Raw genomic sequence first — 23,556 nt, forward strand, 5'->3', positions numbered from 1 at the left:
AGACTTGACGGGTGAGTTACAAGCGCGGCCTCGCCGTTGTGTCCGGATGCGTGATCGCGGCCCTGGTGTCATTCGCCGCCACCTATCCGCGCTTCTACCCGACACCCACGCCGGCTGCGGCGCCTGCCGCCGCCGGCGCGCCTGCGAAACCGGCGCCCGCCCCGGCGCTGACCGTCGAACTGCCTGCCCTGCCGACGTCGAGCAGCCCTCTCGCCTGGGCGAAGCTGACCAGCTCCGAGCACGCGGCGCTCGCGCCGTTCGCGTCGCAGTGGGACAGCTTCAGCGAAGAGCGCAAGCACAAGTGGCTGAAAATCGCGTCGCGCTACCCGAAGATGACACCCGAAGCGCAGAAGCGGCTCCACGAACGGATGTCGGAATGGGTGCGCATGACGCCCGAACAGCGGCGTGTCGCGCGTGAGAACTATCAGGTGTCGAAGGAGCTGCCGCGCGAAGCGCGTCAGAATGCGTGGAAGGCGTATCAGCAGCTCTCCGAAGAGCAGAAGCAGAAGCTCGCCGCGAGCGAGCACAAGCGCCGTCCCACTGTCGTCAGCGCGCCGCCTTCGGGCAAGTCCGAGATCAAGGACATCAACCGCCTCGTGAACGGCAAGGACAAGCTCGCGAGCGTGCCCGTGCCGCCGGCGGCGGGTGCATCGGCGGGCGCGGCGGCAGGCATGGCGCCCGCGCCGGGCGCGCCTGCCGCTCCCGCAGCCGGCAGCTTCGCTCCGGCGACGCCGACGCCCGTTTCGCCTTCCGACGCGCCGTCGATCTTCAACGGCTCATAAACTTCCGCGAGCCCGCGTCGCGGGCTCATCAACGGCAACCGAGGCCCCGCCCGTGTCCACTTCCGTCGACTCCGCAGCCCTGCCGCCCACGCCCGAAACCTCCGAACTCGCCGCGCCCACCGTGCGCCGGCGTCTCGCGACGCTGATGTACGAAGGCGTGCTGCTGTTCGGCGTGGTGTTCTTCGCGGGCTATCTGTTCAGCACGCTCACGCAGCAACGCAACGGGCTCGTGCATCACAACTGGCTCGCGGCGTGGGTCGCTCTGGTGGTCGGCGCGTACTTCGTCTGGTTCTGGACGCACGGCGGGCAGACGCTGCCGATGAAGACGTGGCGGCTGCGCGTCGTCGGCGCGAGGGATGGCGGGCGCCTGTCGGTTGCGCGCGCCGTCGTGCGCTATGTGTTCGCGTGGCTGTGGTTCTTGCCGCCGCTCGCGCTGCATCCGCTGCTCGGGCTCGCCGTGCCGCAGACGTTGATCGTCGTCGCCGTGTGGTTCGTCCTGTATGCGGCCATCGGCCGGATCGGCGCTAGCCGGCAGTTCCTGCACGACCGGCTGGCCGGCACGCGGATCGTTTCGTTGCCGCGCTGACGCGCCGGGCAGCGATCACAAAACATCTCCACTGCCCGTCCTCTCGCTTTAACGCACGCCTACGTTCGTGTCACGCAGGCGCGGCGTTCGCGACCGCCTTGCGTTGATGCACACGCTTACATTCGCATCGCTCAAGCGCGGCGTTCACGACAACCGCGCCATCTCACGCTGATGCACACGCCGAGCCGCGCACGCATGCAAGCGCTGCGCGGTCAACCCTCACGGCCGCGCCTTCTCCTCGCGCCCCGGCGCATTCATCACCACGCGCCGGCCGCGCAGCCGCGCGAGCATCGTTTGCGGATTCATCCGCGTCTGCTGCAGGAACACCGCGACGACGATGATGAGCCCCTTCAGCACCAGCTGCGTATTGCTGTCGATGTTGTTGAGCAGCAGGATGTTGCCGAGAAAGCCGAAGATCAGCACGCCCGCCACCGTCCCCGCGATCCGTCCGATACCGCCCATCAGGCTCGTTCCGCCGATCACCACGGCCGCGATCGCATCGAGTTCCCAGCCGACACCCGCATCCGCCTTTCCCTGCCGGTACTGCGCCGCGTACAGCACGCCGACCAGCGCCGCGAGCATGCCCGAGATCGCATACGCGGCGATCTTGTGGCGATCGACCTTGAGTCCCGAAATGCGCGCGCACTTCTCGTTGCCGCCGATCGCATACAGGTACTTGCCGAACACCGTGCGATTGAGCACGAAGTCCGCGATCAGCGCGATCACGATGAAAAAGAGCGCAGGCACGGGCACGATGCCGAACAGCAACGCGCGCAGATTTTCGATGTCGGTGGTCGCGTTGCTGCCGCTGTAGATCGAATAGACGGCCGTATCCTGCCCGGCGACGAGCCGCGCGACGCCCATCACGCCGACCATCGCCGCGAGCGTCACGATGAACGGCTGCATGCGTCCGCGCGTGATGATGAAGCCATTGATCGCGCCGATCGCGAGGCCCGCGAGCGGCACCATCCAGAGCACCGTCAGCAGCGACGCCTTCTGCGGCAGTTGATGCCACGCGTAGCCGCATGCGAGCAGCGCGACGAGCGCAGCGACACCCGCGCGAACGGCGCGATGCCGCTCGCCTCGCGACCCATGGACATGAGCACCCGCATGAGCACTGACACCCGCACGCATGCGCCGCGCGAACATGCCGCTCGCCATATAGACGACGGCGAACACGCTCGCGGCATCGAGTGCGAGCGACGTCCACGAAGCCGCGTTGCTGCCGGGCGTCGTGAGCAGGATCGCGGTGAGCACGCTGCCGAAGCCCATCACCGAGCCGACGGACAGATCGATGCCCGCCGTGATGATCACGAGCGTCATGCCCACCGACATCACGCCGACGTTCGCCACCTGACGAAACACATCGGAGAAATTCGCCGACGACAGAAAAATATTGCTGCCGTCCGCCGCATGCGGCGACGTCAGCGCGCCTAGCGCAAGCAGCACGATCAGCCCCAGGTAGTACTTCACGTTCGTCAGCCACGCGCGCAGACGCTGCTGCCGCGTATCGGGCATTGCATTCATCGGATGTTCGTTGGTCTTCAGCATGTTCGGGGCTCCATCGGCATCATGGCGATGCCAGCTTCACGAGTTCATCGGCGGAAAACGCTTCGCGTTCGAGCACGCCTCGCGCGCGCCCTTCGCACAGCACGAGGATGCGGTCGCACATCAGCATCAGTTCGTCGATCTCCGAACTCGCGACCACTACCGTCAATCCGCTGCGCGCCGCCTGCAGGATCTGGCTATAGATTTCGGCCTTCGCGGCCACGTCGACGCCGCGCGTCGGCTCGTCGAGCAGCAGAATCGCGGGCTGCGTCATCAGCCACTTGCCGATGATGAGCTTCTGCTGATTGCCGCCCGAAAGCGTCGCGACGGGCGACGACGCGCCGCCGTGCTTCACGTTCGACGCTTTCGCCTGCGCGGCCACGCGTCGCGCGATCGCGCGAGGCCGGTAGAACGGAAAGCCTTCGATGTGCGCGAGACTCGGCAGCATGAAGTTCGCCTCGACCGACTGATCGACGATCAGCCCATCCTTCTTGCGATCTTCGGTGACGAACGCAACGCCCGCGTCGACGGCTTCCGCCGGCGTTCTGAACACGCGCTTAGCCGGTCCGATCTCGATTGCGCCCGATACGCGATACGACGACACGCCATACAGCGATTCGAGAATTTCCGTCTTGCCCGCGCCGAGCAGGCCCGACAAACCGAACACCTCGCCGCGCCGCACTTCGAACGACACGCCGTCGACGACGGGTCGATGTTCGCCAAAGAGCGTGAGATCGCGCACGGCGACCATCGTGTCGGCGGCCGCGCGCACTTCGCCGGACTCGCGATGCGGCGCGACGAAGTTCTTGCCGATCATCATCGACACCAGCTGTTCCGCCGATTCGACGCGGCTCATCGGCAGCGTCGCGATATGGCGGCCGTCGCGCAGCACAGTCACGCGATCGGCGAGATCGAACACTTCGTGCAGGCGATGGCTGATCAGCACGATGCCCATGCCGCGCTCGCGCAACGCGCGCACGAGCACCGCGAGCGCATGCGTTTCGGTGTCGGAGAGTGCGGAGGTCGGCTCATCCATGATGAGCACGCGCGCGTCGGCGAGCAGCGCCTTCGCGATCTCGATCAACTGCTTTTCGCCGATCCGCAACGCGCCGACGAGCGCATCCGGCGACGGCCTGAATTGCAGTTGCGCGAGCACGTCGCGCGCTTTGGCCCGCATCGCGCGATGATCGGGAAAGCCGAAGCGCGTCGTGATTTCCTTGCCGAGAAAGAGGTTGTCGACGACGGAAAGACTGTCCACCAGATTCAGCTCCTGGTGGATGATCGCGATGCCGGCATCCATCGCATCGGCCGTGGTTCTAAAATCGGTGGGTGCGCCGGCTACTTCGATGGAGCCAGCATCGGGCAGATACAGGCCGCCCAGTATCTTCATCAGGCTCGACTTGCCCGCGCCGTTCTCGCCGACGAGCGCATGCACTTCGCCCGGCATGATGTCGAAATCGACGTCGGTGAGCGCAGGGCTGCCGTTGAACGCGATCGAAATGCGCGTCGCGGCAACGAGCGGCGTCGCGCTCGCGGGCGCGCGCTCCTGCGCGAGAGGTGGATCGAGACTGGTTGCGGTCGGCGTCATGGATTCCATCCGCTGCTTCTTCGTGGGTGATGTGAAGTGGTATGCAAAGTGGCGTATGAAGCACGCGCAACGTTCGTGGCCGCCGTTGCGCGCGCTTTACGCCGACTCATTTACGTCGGCTCAATGCGTCGACTCAGCTCGCGACGAACTGCTTGGCGTTGTCGGCGAAGATGCCTTGCGTCGGCATGATCACCTTCTTCGGAATCTTTTCGCCGCCGAGCATCTTCAGCGCCTGGCGCAGCGCTTCGCCGCCCGGCGTCGGATAGACGAACGTCGCCGTCAGAATGCCCTTTTCGACCCATACCGCGCCTTCGTTCGGCAGCCCGTCCGCGCCGACGAACTTGATCTTCTTTTCGACCCCCGCGTCCTTCGCGGCGAGATACGCGCCATACGCCATCGGATCGTTATGAGCGAACACGAGATCGACCTGCGGATTCACGCGCAGCACCGTCTTCATGTAATCGTAGGCCTTGTCCTGCTTCCAGTCGCAATCGACGCGCTGCCCGACGATCTTCAGCCCCGACTCCTTGCCGACGAACGACATCATGCCGTCGTGCCGGTCGTGCGAAGCCTGCGTGCCGAAGCCGCCCCACACCTCGACGATATTGCCCTTCGCCTTGCCCGCGCCGCCCTGCGTCTTCACGATGAACTCGCCCACGCCCTTGCCGATCAGCACGTTGTCGCCGCCGACGAACTGCGTGTACTGGTCGCCGTTCACCTCGCGGTCGAGCACGAACACGGGAATGCCCGCCTTGAACGCCTTCTCGACGACGCCCGTGAGCCCCGCCGACTCCTTCGGCGAGATGAAGATCACATCCATCTTCTGCGCGATGAAGTTCTCCATGTCGGCGTTCTGCTTGTCGGTGCGGTCGTTCGCATCGGCGATGACGAGCTCGACGTTCGGATGCTTCGCCGCCTCGGCCTTCATGTCCTTGTTGAACTGGACGCGCCACGGCTCGACGGTCGTCACCTGCGAAAACCCGAAGCGGTACTTCTTGCCCTGCGCGTGCACATAGCCGGCTTTCATCAACATCCCGGCGAAAGGCGCCGATAACAGCGCGCCAGTAATCAGACGGCGATTGCGGTTCATCTTTGTGTCTCCTGTCGATCCGGAGCCCGGCGCTTTCGCGCCTCGCTCCGGTCCCATGCAAGGTAGTTGCTGTCGTTGCGCATTACGTGATGCGCGGTTCGTGCGTCTCTTTCTCCTGCATCTGCTCCGCTGCTCTGCTGCTGTTACTACTGCTTCTGCCTGCTCTACCGCGATTGAAACGTTTTAATTTGTTCGGGTCTCCTCGAACTCCGACTGTTCGACGGGCACGGGCGCCGTGCTCTCGCGCACCAGCAGCTCGGCCTTGAAGCTCAGATGCACGGGCGCATTGCGCTCGCCGTTCAGCAGCTTGAGCATCAGCTGCCAGATTGCATGGCCGATCGCCTCGACCGGCTGACGGATCGAGCTCAGATACGGACGCAGCACCGACATCCACGGCGCGTCGTCGAACGACAGCAGCGAGATGTCTTCGGGCAGGCGCAGATCGGCGTCGCGGATCGCGCGCAACGCGCCGAGCGTCGTCACGTTGCCGCCCGCGAAGAGCGCCGTCGGGCGCACGGCATTCGACAGCACTTCGAGCGTCGATGCGTGGATCTCCGCCGCCGTCATTCCGCATTCGACGACGCGTATATGAGCGCCGAGTCCCGCGCGCTTCATCGCGGCGATATAGCCGTCCGCGCGCTCGCGCGAGTTCACGAGTTCGAGCGTGTTGAGGAGAAACGCGATGCGCTTGTGGCCGAGCCCGATCAGATGCTCGGTGCCGGCGAACGACGCGGCGTGGCTGTCCGTCGTCACGGTATCGGCGGGAAAGGAATCGTCGACGCGGTCGGCCATCACGAGGGGCACATTGCACTCGCGCACTTCTTCGATCGCGTGTTCGTAGCCGCGGCACGGAATGATGATCATGCCCGCCACCTGGCGCGACATCACGAAGCGGATACGCTCCATTTCGCGCTCAGGGTCCTCGTCGGCGTGGGCCATGATCAGGCGGTAGCCGTGCTCCAGCGCGCGGTTTTCCAGCGCGCGCGCAATGTCGACGAAAAACTGATTGGTGAGATCGGGGAGCACGAAGCCGATCGAACTGGGCCTGCCGCGCCGCAAGTCGGCGGCGATGCCGTTGCGGCGATAGCCGAGCCGGCGCGCCGCGTCCCACACGCGCTGCGCGCGCGCTTCGCTCACGCCCGGCACGCCCGACAACACCTTCGACGCCGTGCCCACCGAGACTTCGGCGGCATTGGCCACGTCGCGCAGTGTCGGCAAAAGCCGCTCGGATTCGCCCATGTTTCGTCAGCCCCTTTTTCGATGTCCGGTTCGTCGCCCGGCTGGTCTCGTGTTCTCGATCGTGCGCAGAGATTGAAACGTTTCAGAGGATATGCAATCGCTTACATCAGCACAAGACACAGACGGCCAGGGCTTTCCCGAAGCCCGATCGCGCACCCGCAGCATCCGCGCAAGGCATGTTGCGTTGCATCGAGCCGACACCCCGCGATACGTAATAAGAACTTCTCGTGAATGTCACGGCTCCGTCATGCGGCGATGGCGGAATGCGGGTACTGCAACTCGACGCGTGAGCCATGGACAACAACACGTCCGCGACTTCCCTCTTCCGCCAGACTGGCCCGAGCGTCGATCCCGTCGCTTTCGGCCCCCGCTCTCCTTCGGCAACCCTGCCGCCGATTCCGCATCTGCCGACGCCGCCGTCGCCCAACGAAAGCCATCACGATGACGATCACGAGAACTCGCATCGCTATCGCACGATCTGGCTCTCCGACATTCACCTCGGTTCGGGCGGATGCCAGGCGCCGTACCTGCTCGATTTCCTGCGGCACAACGAATCGGAGTATCTGTACCTCGTCGGCGACATCATCGACGGCTGGCAACTGAAGAAGGGCTGGTACTGGCCGCAGGCGCACAACGACGTCGTGCAGAAGGTGCTGCGCAAGGCGCGCAAGGGCACGCAGGTCGTCTACATCCCCGGCAATCACGACGAAGGGGCGCGCCAGTTCTGCGATCTCGCTTTCGGCGACATCCACGTGCGCGGCGAAGCGTTCCACACGACGCTCACGGGCAAGCGGCTGTGGATCGTGCACGGCGATCTGTTCGACGGCGTGATCCAGCACGCGAAGTGGCTCGCGTATCTCGGCGACACGCTCTATACGCTGATCCTCGTGCTGAACCGCTGGTTCAACCGCATCCGCAGCAAGCTCGGCTTCCAGTACTGGTCGCTGTCGCAGTACCTGAAGCATCAGGTGAAGAACGCCGTCAACTTCATCTCGTCGTTCGAGCGCGTGATGACCGACGAAGCGCGCCGCCGCGGCTGCGATGGCGTCGTCTGCGGGCACATCCACAAGGCCGAGATCCGCGAGATCGACGGCGTGCTGTACTGCAACGACGGCGACTGGGTCGAGAGCCTGTCGGCGCTCGTCGAGACATACGAGGGCGAACTGAAGGTGATCTACTGGACCGTGATCCGCTCGCCGCAAGCGACCGCGTCGAAGGCCCGCGCGACGGCATGACCGCACACAACCACCACTACGAGAGGGCCAACTGCATGAAGATCATGATCGTCACCGATGCGTGGGAGCCGCAGGTCAACGGCGTCGTCCGCACGCTGAAGAACACGACGCGCGAGTTGACGGAGATCGGCCACAAGGTCGATCTGCTGACGCCGCTCGAGTTCAAGACGATTCCGTGCCCGACGTACCCCGAGATCCGCCTGTCGCTGCTGCCGAAGCGCCATCTGCGCGAGCGCATCGACGCATTCCAGCCGGACGCGCTGCACATCGCGACGGAAGGCCCGCTCGGACTCGCCGCGCGCGCTTATGCGATCGAGCACAAGCTGCCGTTCACGACCGCGTATCACACGCGCTTTCCCGAGTACGTGCAGGCGCGCTTCGGCATTCCGCTTGCGTGGACGTATCGCTTCCTGCACTGGTTCCACAAGCCGTCGCTATCCGTGATGGCGCCGACGCCCGTCGTGAAGGCGGACCTCGAAAAATACGGCTTCACGAACGTCGTGCTGTGGACGCGCGGCGTCGATCTCGACATCTTCCACATGATGGACTCGAAGGTGCTGAACACGGCACGGCCGATCTTTCTGTACGTCGGACGCGTCGCCGTCGAGAAGAACGTCGAAGCGTTCCTGAAGCTCGATCTGCCCGGCTCGAAGTGGGTCGCGGGCGAAGGCCCGGCGCTCGCCGAACTCAAGTCGCGCTACCCCGCCGTCAACTATCTCGGCGTGCTGACGCAAGCCGAGCTCGCGAAGGTCTACGCAGCCGCCGACGTATTCGTGTTCCCGAGCCGCACCGACACGTTCGGCCTCGTACTGCTCGAAGCGCTCGCGTGCGGCACGCCCGTCGCCGCGTATCCCGTGACGGGCCCCATCGACGTGCTCGGCGACGGCGGCGCGGGCGCGATGCACGAAGACCTGCGCGAAGCGTGTCTCGAAGCGCTGAAGATCGACCGCAGCCGTGCGCGCGAGTGGGCCGAGCGCTTCTCGTGGACGGCCGCCTCCGAACAGTTCGCCGCGCATCTGAAGCCGTTGCCGCGCGCCGCCTACAGCGAGGAAAACGCCGCCGCATAACGCGTATCCGAAGCGTGTATCCGAAGCGCACGGCCCGACGCGCGAGCGCCCTCACTTCCCGCCACGCCCATGCAAACGAGACAATCGAACGCATTGCGCGCCCCGCAGGAATCGCTGCGCGACGCAGAAACCATCGCGTCTGAAGGCGGTCCGGCCGTCGAGCCGGACCGCGAGCCTTTCGGCGATGTGAACGCACGGCATGACGACGGCGCGCCGCAGTCGCGCTATGCTGGACATACTCAACCCGGTCCAGCACGCAAGCCATCTCCCATGTCATCCACGACGCGCAAGTCGATACCGCGCGATTCCGCGCCATCCGAAGAGGACACGCTGATCGAGACCGACATCGAAGCCGAAGCCGGCGCCGGTGTCCACGGCGACACGCGCGCGGAACCGCATGATCCGCACGAGCCGCTCGGCCCCGACGATCCCCTCGCGCCGCTGCCGTTCAATCCATACAAAGGCAATCGCGGCATCACGCGCGCATGGCACGCGATGAAGAACTCGTTCGCGGGCTTTCGCGTCGCGATCCGCGAGGAAAGCGCATTTCGCCAGGAGCTGACCCTTGCGGCCATTCTTGTGCCGTGCGGCATCGTCGTTCCCGTCGAGCCCGTGTCGCGCGTGCTGCTGCTCGGCTCCGTGTTCCTCGTGCTGATCGTCGAGCTGCTCAATTCGAGCGTCGAGGCGGCCATCGACCGCATCTCGCTCGAACGCCACGAACTGTCGCGGCGCGCAAAGGATCTCGGCAGCGCGGCCGTGATGGTCGCGCTCTTCATGTGCGTGATGACCTGGGCGCTGATCGTCGGGCCGCTCGTCGTCCACTGGGTCGGCGGGTGGCTCGGCGGGTGATTCGAATCGGGGCGCCAGCCGCCGCGCGCAAGACGCGAGCGCACACGCTCCGAGTCCCTGCAAGCCCATTCATGCCGCCGCATCCGCGCCATACAGAAGCGCGCGTTCTGGGTATAGAACGGTCGGTTTATAATCGTTCGATAGTCTCAAAAACAGCCAACCAGACTGGGCGGAAGAGCATGCCGTAGCACGAGGCATCGCGGACGCCCGTTAACCAGGGCCGGACGATATGGAAGCCAAACCTCCCCGCCGCACGCGCGAACGGATTCTCGAACTATCGTTGAAGCTCTTCAACGAGATCGGCGAGCCGAACGTCACGACGACGACGATCGCCGAGGAAATGGAGATCAGTCCAGGCAACCTGTACTACCACTTCCGCAACAAGGACGACATCATTAACAGCATCTTCAGCCAGTTCGAGCAGGAGATCGAAAAGCGTCTGCGTTTTCCGGAAGACCATCGCGCGACCATCGACGAGATGTGGTCGTATCTGCAGTACATGGTCGATTTCACGTGGCGCTACCGCTTCCTGTATCGCGACCTGAACGATCTGCTCGCGCGCAACCGCACGCTGGAAACGCACTTCAAGCAGATCATCAGCCACAAGGTGCGCTTCGCGAGCCAGTTCTGCGAGCAGCTCGTCGCCGACGGCGAAATGGTCGCGACGCCCGACGAGATCAAGGTGATCGCGACCAACATCGGCGTGATCGCGACGTACTGGCTGTCGTATCAGTTCGTGATGAACCCGCGCAAGTACAACGAGCAGGAGGCGATCCGCGCCGAGCTGCATCAGGTGAGCGTGCAGATCGTGTCGTTGATGGCGCCGTATCTGCGCGGCCGCTCGCGCGAGCTGTTCGACGATCTGGTGTCGGGCAAGCATCCGCAGCGCGAGTTCTACGACTATCTGCCGCCGCGCGAACCTCGCAACGAATCAAAGGAAAGTTGAAGATGAAGGCAGTCTGTGTGTATTGCGGCTCGTCGGACGGAGCCAAACCGCTGTATCGCGACGCCGCGAAGGCGTTCGGCCGCGCGCTCGTCGACGCGAACCTGTCGCTCGTCTACGGCGGCGGCAAGGTCGGCCTGATGGGCGTGATCGCCGATGAAGTGATGGCCGCGGGCGGCCGCGCAATCGGCGTGATTCCCGAGCTACTGGTCAACAAGGAAGTCGGCCATGACGGCCTGTCGGAACTGCACGTCGTGCCCGACATGCATCAGCGCAAGAAGATGATGGCCGACCTGTCGGACGCGTTCGTCGCGCTGCCTGGCGGCGCGGGCACGCTCGAAGAGCTGTTCGAGGTCTACACGTGGGCGCAGCTCGGCTATCACCAGAAGGCGGTGGCCGTGCTGAACATCGACGGCTTCTACGATCCGCTGATTTCGCTGCTGGAGCACACGGTGCAGGAAGGCTTCATGCGTCAGACCTACTTCGACATCCTGCAAATAGACAACGACCCCGCCGCGCTGATCGCCAAGCTGCAGCGCTATCAGCCGCCCGCGCGCGACAAGTGGGCGGACCGGCGCGAGCGCATCTGACGCGCGGCGCGCGGTGCTTTCTCGTCGGCAGGACACATCGGGCACACATCACGCACAGATGAGGCACACACGATGAAAGTGGTTCTGATCACGGGTGCGAGCCGCGGCATCGGCCGCGCGACGGCGCGCCTGCTCGGCGCGCGCGGCTGGTCGGTCGGCATCAACTACGCGGCCAACGAAGCCGCCGCCAAAGAAGCCGCCGCCGAAGTCGGGCGCGCGGGCGGCCACGCGCGTGTGATCGCGGGCGATGTCGCCGACGAAGCGCAGGTCGTCGCGATGTTCGATGCGCTCGAAAGCGCGTATGGCCGCGTCGATGCGCTCGTGAACAACGCGGGCATAGTCGCGCCTTCGATGCCGCTCGCCGACATGGACGCCGCGCGCCTGAAGCGCATGTTCGACGTCAACGTGTATGGCGCGTATCTGTGCGCGCGCGAAGCGGCGCGGCGCATGGCGAAGGATCGCGGCGGACATGGCGGCGCGATCGTCAATGTGTCGTCGGCGGCGTCGCGGCTCGGGTCGCCGAACGAGTACGTCGATTACGCGGGCTCGAAAGGCGCCGTCGATACGATGACGATCGGCCTCGCGAAGGAACTCGGCCCGCAAGGCGTGCGCGTGAATGCGGTGCGCCCTGGCCTGATCGACACCGACATCCACGCGAGCGGCGGGCGCCCCGATCGCGCCGCCGTGCTCGGTGCGCAAACGCCGCTGGGCCGTCCGGGCACGGCCGAGGAAGTCGCCGAGGCGATCGTCTGGCTGTTGAGCGATGCGGCGTCGTATGTGAACGGCGCGCTGCTCGATGTGAGCGCGGGCCGCTGATTTCTTTTCTTCCGGCCCGCTCGCGTTGACCGCCGCCGCTCGCCCGATCAGCGTGCAGTCAACCCACTGCGAGCGTGCTTTCGTCCGCGCCTTGCCGCGACCGAATGCGTGCGTTGCCCATAGCTGTCTCGCCGGATGACGGCGCGCATAAAGGCCCTGGCAACGGGCCGTTCGGCAGCAAGAACACCTTGCCGCGCCGTCCCGGCTGATCGGCATGCCGCAACGCTTCGCCGATCGCATCGAGCGCGAAAGTGGCCGACACCTGCGTCTGCAACACGCCGCGTTCGAGCAGATCGACGGCCTCGCCGATCAGTGCGTCGCGTTGCGCGAGCGACATGCGCGAAAGCCGCTGCGTCAGCCAGAAACCCTTGACCGTGATGCCGCCGAAAATCGCGTGCTCGCAGTCGATGCGCATCGGCTGTCCGGACAGCATCCCATAGTTGACGAGCGTGCCGCCGCGCGCGAGCAGCGCGGCGAGCCGCGCCACGCCGTCGCCGCCCACCGCATCGAGCGCGATCGAAAGCGGCGCGCCGTCCGTCGCGCGGCGCACGGCGTCGGCGAGCGGCGGACCGTCTTCGACCGCGGCGTCGCCGCCTGCCGCAAGCACCTCGGCGACGGCCTCGGGACGCCGCACGACGTTGAGCGTGCGCAAGCCGTCGTGCCGCGCGATCTGCATCACCGCGCGTCCGACGCTCGATAGCGGCGCCGTCTGCACGATCCAGTCGCCGCGCGCGAGGGGCGCCGCGCGCCGCACCAGTTCGAGCGCCGTACATGCGCTCACTTTCAGCGCCGCGAGCTGCAGCACGTCGAGATGCGCGGGCACCTTGTGGAGCATCGCGGCGGGCAAACGCCTGCGCTGACACCAGTTGTCGTTGCCGACGACGATCACGCGGTCGCCGACGGACAGCGTCTTCACCGACGCGCCGCACGCCGTCACACGTCCCACGCCTTCGAGTCCGAGCGTCGCGGGCAGCGTCGGCAGCTCGCCATAGCGCCCCGCGAGCCGCGCGAGATCGGCGGGCGTAATCGTGCAGGCATCGATGTCGACAACCACTTCCCACGCGGCCGGCGGACCGGGATCGGCCATTTCGTGGCAGCGCGCCACCAGCGCGGGCGGTCCGAACGTATCGAAACGGATCTGCTTCAAAAGAGCCCCTTCGCAGGCGGCGCGCTGGCCTTGAGTTGCGCGAGCAACGCGATCGTCCTGTCGACGTGCTCGCGCGTGTGCGCCGTGTTGAGGAAGAATCGCAGACGCGCGGCGTCGCGCGGCACCACGGGAAAAATCATCGGAAACGCGAACACGCCGTTGTCGAAAAGGCGCGCCGCGAGCCATAACGCCGTCTCCGACTCCGCGATCATCACGGGCACGACGGCGGAAGCATGGCTCGGCCCGATGTCGAGGCCCGCCGCCTGCGCGCGCTCGCGGAAATAGTCGGCGATCGCGACCACGTTGCGCGCGCGCTCGGGCTCGGCGCGCATGATGCGCAGCGCCTCGAGCGCAGCAGCCGCGTTGGCCGGGTTCGGCGACGCGATGTAAAGGCCGATGCCCGGCGCGTAGTGCTTGAGCATCGTCACCAGCTCTTTGCGCCCTGCCACGTAGCCGCCTATCGTCGCAAACGACTTCGACAGCGTCGAGAAGTGAATGTCGATATCCGCGCCGTTCAAGCCGAAGTGATCGACGACACCGAGGCCTCGCGGACCGATCACGCCCATCGAATGCGCTTCGTCGACCATCAGCAGCGCCTTGTGACGCCGCTTGATGTCGATGAGCCGTGGCACGTCGGGGATGTCGCCGTCCATGCTGAACACGCCTTCCGTGAGAATCAGCACGCGCTCGTACTGTCCGCGATGCTCGCTCAGCAAACGATCCAGCGCGCCGCAGTCGTTGTGGGGAAACGCAAAACGCCGCGCGCCGCTGATCTTCGCGCCCGTCAGCATGCTGTTGTGCACCAGCTCGTCATACAGGATCAGGTCCTGCTTGCGCGCGAGATAGCCGATCGCGCCCGCATTCGTGCCCCAGCCGCTCACGCCCATCACGGCGGCCTCGACGCCGAGCACATCGGCAAGCTCGCGCTCGAACTCGCCGAAGAGCGGTATCTCGCCGACGATGATGCGCCCCGACCCCGTCGACGTGCCGTAGTCGTCGATGGCTTTTTTCGCGGCCTCTTTCACGCGCGGATCGCCCGCAAGATCGAGATAGTTGTACGACGAAAAGTTGATCATGCGCCGCCCGTCGATCTCGACTTCGGCACTCGTCACGCCCACGTGCTCGCGGAACATGTTCCATTCGAAGCCCTGGTTGTCGTAGTACCAGCGCGTGTTCGCGTACTCGCGCATCTCCGGAAAGTGTGCGAAGTCGTAGTGCTCCGGCTTGACGGTCACGCGCCTGTCCACGGCGGGCGGCGCGTCCGCATCGGCGTCCGCGCGCGGCGCACCCGTCTTGCCGAGCAGCCGCGCGCGCAGCCGCTCGATATGCGATCCAGTCGTCATCGATGTGTCTCCTCCATGTGCCGGCTGTCGCCGATCGTGTTGCGAAGCCGCCCGCTCATGCCGACTTCTCCGCCAGCGCAGGCGCGGCTTCATCCGCATCGCCCCAGCCGAACGACGCAAGCGTCTTGTCGACGATCGCGCGGATCGTCAGGTCGTCGAGAATCTCGAGCACCGATACGCTGATGCCCAGATCGCGATCGAGCACCAGCTGGATTTCGGTGGCCATCAGCGAATCGACGCCGAGGTCGAGAATCGGCCGGTCGATCGGAATGCCTTCCGCAGACGTTTCGAGTTCGTCGGCGATCAGCGACGCGACCAGTCCCGCGAGCACCGTGAAGCGCTCGGAGCCGGGCAGCGCGGCAAGCTCTGCCTTCAGCACGTCGCGCGCGCCGGCATCGCGGTTCGTGTCGGCAGCGATCAGTTCCGCGAAACGCGGCGACTGGCTGCCCAAGGTTTCGTAACGGCCCCAGTCGGCCCAGTTCGTGATCAGCGTCACGCCGAGTTGCGGCACGCCGCGGCGCATCGCGCGCTCAAGCCAGCCGAGCGCTTCCGCCGATTCCATCCCGCGCAGCCCCATGTAGCGCATGAACTGCTCGAGCTTTTCGTCGCGCGTGACGACGCCGACGTCGGCAATCGCCCCCCAGTTGATGCTGGTCGCAGGCAGGCCGAGCGAATGACGATGCCACGCAAGCCCGTCGAGGTAGCCGTTCGCGCTCGCATAGCTCGCCTGCCGGCTGTTGCCGACCAGATTCGCGATCGACGAGAACAGCACGAAATGATCGAGCTGCATGCCGCGCGTGAGTTCGTGCAGCAGGCGCGCGCTTTCGGCCTTGCTGCGCATCACGGCGACGAGGTTCTGCGGGCTCAGCTCGACGATCGGTTCGTCGACGATGACGGCGGCCGAATGGAACACGCCGCGCAGCGGCTTCCCCGCACGCGCAATGACGCCGAACAGATCGCGCATCTGCGCGGCGTCGGACACGTCGCACGGCACGCAGAGCACCTGCACGCCGCGCGCTGCGAGGTCGTCGACGAACGCGCGTCGCTCCGCCGTATCGGCGCCGCTGCGCGACGCGAGCACGAGATGACGCGCGCCATGATCGACGAGCCAGCGCGCCGTTTTCTGACCGAAGCCGCCGAGTCCGCCCGTCACCAGATATGTCGCGTCGGGATCGAACGCGACGGTCTCGTGTACTTGAACGGGCAATGGTGTCGCGGCATCGTCGAAGCGCACGATCAGCGAAACCTCGCTGTCCGGCAGCGCGAGCTTGCGCGTCGCGAGATCGGTGAGCGACACCGACAGGCTGTCGGTTCTCGCAAGCTCGCCGCGTTCGGCGCGCGCGACGGCGCGCTGCAATGCAGATGCAAATCGTCCGGCACGCTGCGTCAGCACGGTCAGATCCGCGCGCACGACCGACGACGAAGCGCGCGGCATCGTCACGGGACGGGCGCGCGCGGCCGTGTCGATCAGCACGCCGCCCGCCGCCAGTGCGCGCCAGCCGAATCGCTCGGCCCAGTCGCACAGCGGCGCGGCGATCGCATCGAAGCCACGGCCTTGCGTGCGTTCGGCGCACGCGCGCTCGATCGCGTCGTGCGTCGCGGCGAGCACGCCTTCCTGCGCAGCCGCCGGGTCAGCCGCGACCAGCGTCACGTCGACGCCTTGCGCGCGCAGCGCCGCCGCGACCGCGACGCCTCTTTCGTCGGCCAGCACGAGCGCATGCGAATGCGCGCCGAGATCGGCCTGTTCGACGACACGCGTCGCCACGGCTGCACGGCTGGCGGCAATCAGCACCGACGCGGGCGTCGCATGATCCGACAACGGCGTCAGATGGAACGCGGCGCGTGGACCGCGGATATGCGTCGCGAAATCGGCGGGCGCGAGTCCGTACACGCGCTGCCCTTCGCGCAGATCCGTCACGTTCGAACCGATGCCGCTCACCGTCGCCACTACGTCGACGAAATCGTCGTCGAACCGGTCGCCCGTCGACGCGCGCAGCGCGCGGCTCGTCAGCGCCAGCGCTTCGATTTTCAGTTCGAGGCCTTCATCGGCAAGCGGCTCGTGCGTCACTTCGATCAGCTTCACGCTGCCCGCGTTCGCGTCGTCGTCCTGGCGCTCACCCAGCGCGCGCACGAGCAACCTGCGGCCACCGTCGGGCGCGACCGTCTCGACGAGCGGCTGCGTGAGCCACGGATTCGCCGTCAGCCGGCTGAACAGGCGCTGCCCGCGACGGATCGCGACTTCGTCTTCGGGCGCATCGCACAGCAATTCGAGGATCGCGGCATCGATATCGTCCGCGCTCGCCGCCGCCGACAGATCGATGCTCGAAAAACGCATGCCTTCGATCTCGTTGAACGCGACGCGCGCAAAGCCATTGAGCGCTGTCTGCGCCGGTTCGACGTGCGCGCCTTGCTGTGTCGTGTCGAACGCCGCGCGCGTGACCACGTAAGCGCGCGGACGCTGCGGCGCGGGCGATGCGGCCAGATGCTTCGTAACGGCATGCATCAGCAGCAGTGCGGCCGTCGCCGTCGGATCGTCGCTCTCGCTGCACGCATTCAGACCGTGCAGGAAAACCGCGCCATCGAACGGGCCCGCTTCGTCGAGCGCGGCGCCGATCGCAGCGTTCGCATCGGCACGCAACGCGCGCTGGCCGTTGCGCATCTCGACGTACGCCGCAACGTTCAGACGCGCGCACATCGGCACGCCGAACGCTTCGAAGCCGGCCGCGATCGTGTCGGCCGTCTGCCTTGCCGCATCGTCCTCGACGATCAGCCAGTGGCCCAGCCGCTTCGGCTCCGGCAGGCGCGCGCCGTCCGACCATTCGTAGCGCAGCATCTGCAGCTTCACGGGATCGCCCCATGCATCCGTGCGTTCGAGCTTCGCCGACGACGCCGTCACGCGCATCCCGCGAATCACGGCCAGCACGCGGCCGCTGTCGTCGGCAATGGTGAGATCGGCGTCGACGTGCCGAGGCGTCGCGTTCACGCGCACGGCCTCGCACCAGTACGCCATCGGCAGCGACGGCGCGAGCACGCGCATCTCGCCGAAGCCTGTCGGCAACCAGGTCGAATCGCTGTCGTCGAGAATGCCGACCAGCGCCTGGAAGCACGCATCGAGCATCGACGGATGCGCGCGGTAGCCGTCGCGCGGCAGATCCTCCGGACATTCGATGCGCACGAGCACACGGCCGCCGGACGCCGCCTTGTGCAGCGAGCGGATCGACTGGAACGCGGGACCGTATTGCAGCCCCATGCGCGAGAGTTCGCGATAGAAGGCTTGCGCATCGACGGGGCGATCGAGCGTAGCCTTCAGCGCCTCGATATCGACACGCGTGGCATCGGCGGCCTTCAATGCCGCGACCGTGCCCGTCAGATGCAGCGTGCCCTCGCCGATCCTGCCGCCTTCGATGCTGCGGATCGCGACACCGCGCGTGCCGCGCTCATATGCGCACACGTAATCGATCGCGCGATCGCCCGCCATGACGAGCGGCGCGTGAATCGCGACGTCGGAGACCGTCCAGCCGGGCGCGTCGGGATGCAGCGTGGCAGCCGCTTCGAGCAGCGTCTCGATGTAGCCGGCCGCCGGCATGATCGGCGTGCCGGATACGACGTGGTCCTTCAGCCACGCGAGGTTCTGATGCTCCAGATCGTTAATCCAGACATCATGCGCGGGATAGTGCTCGTTGCCGAGCAGCGGCCGGTCGGTCGGGCCGACGCGCTGATACGCGGCCCGATCGGATTCGAGCCACAGGCGCTCGCGCTGCCACGGATAGTTCGGCAGCGCGGTGAGGCGGCCGTTGCCGTTGAGCGGCGTCCAGTCGATCGTGGCCCCGCTCGCGAAGATCTGCGCGACGGCGCGATGCACGCGCGCGCATTCGGGCTCGTGGCTCGTTTCGTTACGGCGCAGCGTTTCGACGAGGCGGATTTCGTTCACGCGCACTTTCGCGCAATCGCGCAGCGCCGACGACAGCACCGGGTGCGGTCCCACTTCGACGAACGTGACAAAGCCTTCGTCGAGCAGGCCCTGCACGGCCTGCATGAACGAGACGGGCTCGCGCACGTTCCTCGCCCAGTAGCCGGCGCCGAACGCCGGACCTTCGAAGCGCTTGCCGGTGACGGTCGACACGACGGGAATCGACGGCTCGCGCGCGACGATCGATTGAAGCCGCTGCGTCAGCTCGCCGAGAATCGGCTCCATCAGATAGCTGTGATACGGCACCTCGACGTTGAGCACGCGGTTGAAGATCTCGCGCTGCGACAGGTCCGCCGCGAGTTGCCTGATCGCCGCTGTTTCGCCCGCGAGCGTGATCGTGTTCGGCCCGTTGACGGCGGCGATTTCGATGCGGCCTTCGTATTGCTTCAGCGTGTCCGTCAGCGCCTGCGGCCCGACGCCCACGGCGAGCATGCTGCCCGTGCCCGCCGTGCGCGCCTGCAGGCGGCTGCGCTCGTAAGCGACGCGCAGCGCGTCATCGAGACTGAGCGCGCCGCTAACGGCGGCCGCCGTCACCTCGCCGACGCTGTGGCCCACCACCGCGCCCGGCGTCACGCCCGCCGCGCGCAGCATCGCGACGATGCCCCACTGCACGAGGAAGTTGGCAGGCTGCGCATACACGGTGCGCGTGATCTGCGATTCGCGCTCGTCCTTCAGCATCTCGACGAGAACCGAGAAGCCGGCGATACGCTGGAAGATGCCGTCCGCCTCGTCGACGGCCGCTCGATACACGGCGTCCTCGCGATAGAGCTGCTGGCCCATCGCCCACCATTGCGGGCCCATGCCCGTGAACACCCACACGGGCAGCGCGTTGCCTTGCGGCGCCTGCTGGCCCGTCACGACGCATTCGCTCTTTTCGCCCTGCGCGAGCGCGTCGAGCGCGGCGCCGAGCGTCGCGCGGTCGGCGCCCAGCACGACGGCGCGCTCGCTGAGATGCGCGCGGCGCAGCGCGGCGGAATACAGCAGGTCGTCGAGCTTCGTCTCCGGCTGCGCGAGCAGCGCGCGATAGCGTCGCGCCAGCGCCTTGAGCGCTTCCGGGTGACGCGCGGAGAGCGGCAGCATCGACGGAAAGCCCGCCGGACGACGAGTCGCGTCGGCATGCGCGCGCGCGTTACGCGCTCCGTCGAAGTTCGACGCCGAGCGCAGCACCACGTGCGCATTCGTGCCGCCATAGCCGAACGAATTGACCGCGACGAGGAACGGCTCGCCGTCTGGCTCGCCTTCATGCGCGAGCCTGATCGGCGCATCGGCGAGACGCACGCCGAGCTTCTCGAAGTCGATGCCGGGATGCGGCGTTTGCAGATTGCCGAGCGGGAACGCCTCGCGATGCATCAGCGACAGCACGGCCTTGATGATGCCCGCGATGCCCGCGCCCGCCTCCAGATGCCCGATGTTGCTCTTGATCGACCCGAGCACGACGCGCTCGTCGCCCACGCGACCCGCGCCGTACACGGAGCCGATCGACTCGGCCTCGATCGGGTCGCCCACCGCCGTCCCCGTGCCGTGGCATTCGACATAGCGAACCTTCGACACGTCGATCGCAAAGCGCTCGCACACCTCGCGGATCAGCGCGCTTTGCGCGTCGGCGCTCGGCATCGAGATGCCCGGCGTGCGGCCATCGGAATTGACGCCCGCGCCCGCGACCGTCGCGAGTATCGTGTCGCCGTCGGCGAGCGCGCGCTCCAGCGTTTTCAGCACGACGACACCGCCGCCTTCGCCGCGGCCATAACCGTCGCCGCGCGCATCGAACGATTTGCACTGGCCGTCGCGCGACAGGAACTGCCCCTTGCACATGCCGATCGGGTACTCGGGACGCGTCATCACGTTGGCGCCGCCGACCACGGCCATCTCGCAGTCGCCGTTCCAGATGTCGCGGCACGCATAGCTGAACGCAACCAGCGACGACGAGCACGCGGTGTCGATCGACAGGCTCGGCCCGCGCAGATCGAATGCATGCGAAAGCCGGTTGGACAGCATCGTCATCATCATGCCCGCCGCCGTATTCGCGTTGTGGCGCGCGCGGTTGGCCGGCTGCATCAGCGTGATCATGTGATCGAGCATGAAGCCGCCGACATACACGCCAACTCTCTTGCCCGCATGCGCGGTCAGATCGAGGCCCGCGTTCTCGAACGCCTCCCAGATCAGTTCGAGCAACAGGCGCTGCATCGGATCGAGATTTTCGGCGACGCGCGGCGGCAGATCGAAGAAGCCCGCGTCGATCGCGCGAATGTCCTGCTTCAGGAAGTTGGCCTTGTCGACATAGGCCTTGCCCTTGGCGCTTTCGTCAGCGGCGTAGTAGCGTGCCGCGTCCCAGCGGTCGGCGGGCACCGGGCCGGCCGTCACCGTGCGCTGGCGGAGCGCCGCCAGCAACGCGTCGAGATCGTCGAGCCCCGCCGGGAAACGGCATGCCATGCCTACTATCGCGATATCGCGCATGATCAGTATTCCTGTCCTGTTGAGTGTGGTTCTTGAGTTGTGTTCGCCGCGCCGGCACGCCGCGCGCGTACGCTTTTATTTATTCGTAGAACGTCGCGAGCATCTGCACGCTGCGCGATTCGGGCATCGCGCCGTAGCGGTTCCACGATGGGCCGCCCTGGCGCTGCAACTGCAATGCGACGTCGAAGCGGTCGTAGTGGCGCCGCAGTTCCAGCCAGGCCTGACGGCCGCCGCCCTGATCGGCCTGCACGAACGCGGACAAATCGAGCCGGCGAATGCCGACGTTGCGCCAGATCGCCATCACGAACGCGCCGTGACGCGTCGGCAGATCCTGTGAGGCGACGCCCGTTTGCACCGCGCTGCCCCACGCGCGCGGATCGTTCGACTGCAACGCGCGCCATTGCGAAGGCGTCGCGCCCGCGCCGTTGCTCTGCAACTCGGCCGTGATCGACAGATCGAGCGGCGTCGTCCACGTCGCGCCGATGGTCGAGCTCGTGCGAAACGCGCGATCGTCGACGCCCGTCGAACGGCCGATCAGCGATGCACGGCGCCCGCCCGTCCATTCCGCGTATGCGACTACCGAATTAGCCGGCACGACGCTCAGGTTCAGGCCCACCTGCGGCGCTTGCCCCTGCTCGCCATACACGAGCAGTTGCGGCTGCACCGACGCCGACACGCGCTGGCTGCCGACGAAGAGCCACCGGTTCACGCCGTTCGTGCGCTGCAGATCCGACGACGCAAACGGATTGCCGGGTGCGCTGTAGCTCGCGAGCCGTGGAGAAAAGAGAAATTGCGCCGAGCCGCCGTCCCACAGATGCTGTGCGCGCACGCCGACCGTGCCGAGGCGGTTCGTGCGGCGGCTTTCCGGGTCCGGCGATACGTCGAGGTCGACGGCGCCCGCCTTGAAGAAATCGGTCGGGTTGTAGCCGACGGCCGCGCCGAGGCGCTCGTTGATGCGCCCCGCGTCGACGCCCGTCAGTGGCGTCACGTTCCATGACGCGAACGCCTCGCGGATCGTGCTTTCGCTCCGGTGCGGCGCCGCCGATCGCGACAGCGGATCGAAGCGATCGAAACGCGCGGAGAAGTTCACGCTCACCGAAGGCACGATGGCCTGCTGATACAGCAGATCGAACGACAGCTGATTGCGCAGCGACGACGGCGCATCGCGATAGCCGCTCTCGCGCACGGCGTCCTGCACGAAGAACTTCCACGGATGTATGGCAGGCGATGGCGCAGAGGCAACCGGCACGGCGTCGGCGAGACTCAGTGCGGCGGCATCGGCGGCGGCCGATGCGTTCGTTGTGTTCGTTGTGTCCGCTGGGTTGGCCGCATCGGCGGGCGTGGCGGGCAAAACCTGCGCGTCATCAACGACGTCATTGGAGGCGGCCGCTTCGCCGTCGTCTCCCGCCGCAGCCGCCAAGGCCACATCCGGCAGCCACGAAGCGAACGCAACAAGCGAAGCGAGCGCAATCGACGTCAGCCCTCGTGAACCCGTCAGGCTCATTGCGGCTTGAAGCGCGGCACGTAATCGCGCTGCAGCCACGCATCGGGAATCTCGTGCCACGCGTAGTTCGAGAAACGCAGCACCGTCACCCAGCTCGAATCGAGCCCGTCGATGATGACGATCTCGGTCGGCCGCTCGGCGCCGAGCTGCGGCGCATAGCTGCGATAGAACGCCGTCTTCAGCAGCCGGCCGCTTTCCGAATAGAACTTCGCCTTCACGGGCCGGCTGGATTGCGCATCGAGCCACATGTCGATGCGCCTGTACGTCAGGCCCGGCACGTTGCCCGTCAGCGAAAGCGAGTTGCAGCGGCGCGTCTGCCGGTCGCCGTCCATCACGTCTTCCGTACCCTTGAGCGTCGCCGTGTAGTCGTGCGCGAAATTGGTCGTGACGACATCGCCATTCGATTCCTGGCCGAGCAGCCGCTGATCGGGCGAAATGCGCACGCTCGCCTGGCTTGCGGGATCGTAGAACCACAGGTCGTTGCCGTTCTTCAGCATCAGCTTGCCGGTGTCGCGCGCGGGCGCCTCGAAGCGCACCAGCGTGCGGTACGTCCCGCCGCCGTCATCGGGTTTCGACCAGATCGACAGCGCATTCGAATCCACCTGCTTGCCCGCGCGGTATTCCGTCAGCGCGGCATTCAGCACGAAGGGGCTGGACGGCGAACGGATCGCGTCGCTTGCCGCGAGCATCCGCTGCGCATCCGGCGCGGCCTGGGCAAACGCCCCCGAAATCAGCACACCGGACAACAACCCGGCAAATAACAGACGACGCACGAACCCACTCCCGACAGAACAGAACAAGGGCA

Annotated in this window: 17 protein-coding genes; 8 read left to right on the forward strand and 9 right to left on the reverse strand. The window is 66.4% G+C overall.

Annotation, left to right across the window (positions count from 1 at the left end):
* The first annotated feature begins 11 nt into the window (after positions 1-11).
* Both VSR68_RS28540 and VSR68_RS28545 read left to right on the forward strand, forming a co-directional pair.
* Complete coding sequence (locus VSR68_RS28540; RefSeq protein WP_342943052.1) at positions 12-782, forward strand: DUF3106 domain-containing protein; 771 nt, start codon at positions 12-14, stop codon at positions 780-782.
* A gap of 52 nt (positions 783-834) precedes the next feature.
* Positions 835-1,368 (forward strand): RDD family protein, encoded by a 534-nt coding sequence (locus VSR68_RS28545; RefSeq protein WP_342943053.1) that lies wholly within the window; start codon positions 835-837, stop codon positions 1,366-1,368.
* Positions 1,369-1,587: 219 nt separating this feature from the next.
* On the opposite strand, the gene VSR68_RS28550 is transcribed toward VSR68_RS28545, so the two are convergent.
* The 4 genes from VSR68_RS28550 to VSR68_RS28565 all read right to left on the reverse strand — a co-directional run bounded on the left by VSR68_RS28550 (position 1,588) and on the right by VSR68_RS28565 (position 6,833).
* A complete protein-coding gene (locus VSR68_RS28550) occupies positions 1,588-2,919 on the reverse strand; it encodes an ABC transporter permease (RefSeq protein ID WP_342943054.1) in 1,332 nt (443 codons plus the stop codon).
* A gap of 19 nt (positions 2,920-2,938) precedes the next feature.
* Entirely contained in the window at positions 2,939-4,504 is a 1,566-nt protein-coding gene (locus tag VSR68_RS28555; protein ID WP_342943055.1) for a sugar ABC transporter ATP-binding protein, read from the reverse strand.
* A 133-nt stretch (positions 4,505-4,637) separates the two neighbouring features.
* The gene (locus VSR68_RS28560; RefSeq protein WP_342943056.1) at positions 4,638-5,594 is read right to left on the reverse strand and encodes a substrate-binding domain-containing protein; all 957 of its coding nucleotides are present in this window, start codon (positions 5,592-5,594) and stop codon (positions 4,638-4,640) included.
* A 183-nt stretch (positions 5,595-5,777) separates the two neighbouring features.
* On the reverse strand, positions 5,778-6,833 hold the full coding sequence (locus tag VSR68_RS28565) for a LacI family DNA-binding transcriptional regulator (RefSeq protein ID WP_342943057.1): 1,056 nt from the start codon (positions 6,831-6,833) through the stop codon (positions 5,778-5,780).
* 293 nt (positions 6,834-7,126) lie between these two features.
* Between VSR68_RS28565 and VSR68_RS28570 the strand changes: the two genes are divergently transcribed.
* From VSR68_RS28570 to VSR68_RS28595, 6 genes are all read left to right on the forward strand, one after another.
* The gene (locus VSR68_RS28570) at positions 7,127-8,068 is read left to right on the forward strand and encodes a UDP-2,3-diacylglucosamine diphosphatase (RefSeq protein WP_342943058.1); all 942 of its coding nucleotides are present in this window, start codon (positions 7,127-7,129) and stop codon (positions 8,066-8,068) included.
* 35 nt (positions 8,069-8,103) lie between these two features.
* Complete coding sequence (locus VSR68_RS28575) at positions 8,104-9,135, forward strand: glycosyltransferase family 1 protein (RefSeq protein WP_342943146.1); 1,032 nt, start codon at positions 8,104-8,106, stop codon at positions 9,133-9,135.
* A 69-nt stretch (positions 9,136-9,204) separates the two neighbouring features.
* Positions 9,205-9,984, forward strand: coding sequence for a diacylglycerol kinase (locus VSR68_RS28580; protein ID WP_342943059.1), 780 nt, complete (start codon positions 9,205-9,207; stop codon positions 9,982-9,984).
* 229 nt (positions 9,985-10,213) lie between these two features.
* Entirely contained in the window at positions 10,214-10,930 is a 717-nt protein-coding gene (locus tag VSR68_RS28585) for a TetR/AcrR family transcriptional regulator (RefSeq protein WP_087733310.1), read from the forward strand.
* Positions 10,931-10,932: 2 nt separating this feature from the next.
* Complete coding sequence (locus VSR68_RS28590) at positions 10,933-11,517, forward strand: TIGR00730 family Rossman fold protein (RefSeq protein WP_342943060.1); 585 nt, start codon at positions 10,933-10,935, stop codon at positions 11,515-11,517.
* A 72-nt stretch (positions 11,518-11,589) separates the two neighbouring features.
* Positions 11,590-12,333 (forward strand): SDR family oxidoreductase, encoded by a 744-nt coding sequence (locus VSR68_RS28595; protein ID WP_342943061.1) that lies wholly within the window; start codon positions 11,590-11,592, stop codon positions 12,331-12,333.
* A gap of 58 nt (positions 12,334-12,391) precedes the next feature.
* On the opposite strand, the gene VSR68_RS28600 is transcribed toward VSR68_RS28595, so the two are convergent.
* The 5 genes from VSR68_RS28600 to VSR68_RS28620 all read right to left on the reverse strand — a co-directional run bounded on the left by VSR68_RS28600 (position 12,392) and on the right by VSR68_RS28620 (position 23,524).
* Entirely contained in the window at positions 12,392-13,480 is a 1,089-nt protein-coding gene (locus VSR68_RS28600; RefSeq protein WP_342943062.1) for a zinc-dependent alcohol dehydrogenase family protein, read from the reverse strand.
* The gene (locus VSR68_RS28605; RefSeq protein WP_342943063.1) at positions 13,477-14,823 is read right to left on the reverse strand and encodes an aminotransferase class I/II-fold pyridoxal phosphate-dependent enzyme; all 1,347 of its coding nucleotides are present in this window, start codon (positions 14,821-14,823) and stop codon (positions 13,477-13,479) included. Before VSR68_RS28605 ends, VSR68_RS28600 begins: the two co-directional genes overlap by 4 nt.
* 55 nt (positions 14,824-14,878) lie before the next feature.
* Positions 14,879-21,247, reverse strand: a complete 6,369-nt coding sequence (locus tag VSR68_RS28610) for a type I polyketide synthase (protein WP_342943064.1) — start codon at positions 21,245-21,247, stop codon at positions 14,879-14,881.
* A 79-nt stretch (positions 21,248-21,326) separates the two neighbouring features.
* Positions 21,327-22,751: a hypothetical protein gene (locus tag VSR68_RS28615; protein WP_342943065.1), complete on the reverse strand. Its 1,425-nt coding sequence runs from the start codon at positions 22,749-22,751 to the stop codon at positions 21,327-21,329.
* Positions 22,748-23,524 (reverse strand): outer membrane lipoprotein-sorting protein, encoded by a 777-nt coding sequence (locus tag VSR68_RS28620; protein ID WP_342943066.1) that lies wholly within the window; start codon positions 23,522-23,524, stop codon positions 22,748-22,750. The genes VSR68_RS28615 and VSR68_RS28620 overlap by 4 nt, the downstream gene beginning before the upstream one ends.
* Positions 23,525-23,556: the final 32 nt, after the last annotated feature.

Origin of the sequence: Paraburkholderia phymatum (genome assembly GCF_038900715.1) — a bacterium.
GTDB classification, from domain to species: domain Bacteria; phylum Pseudomonadota; class Gammaproteobacteria; order Burkholderiales; family Burkholderiaceae; genus Paraburkholderia; species Paraburkholderia phymatum_A.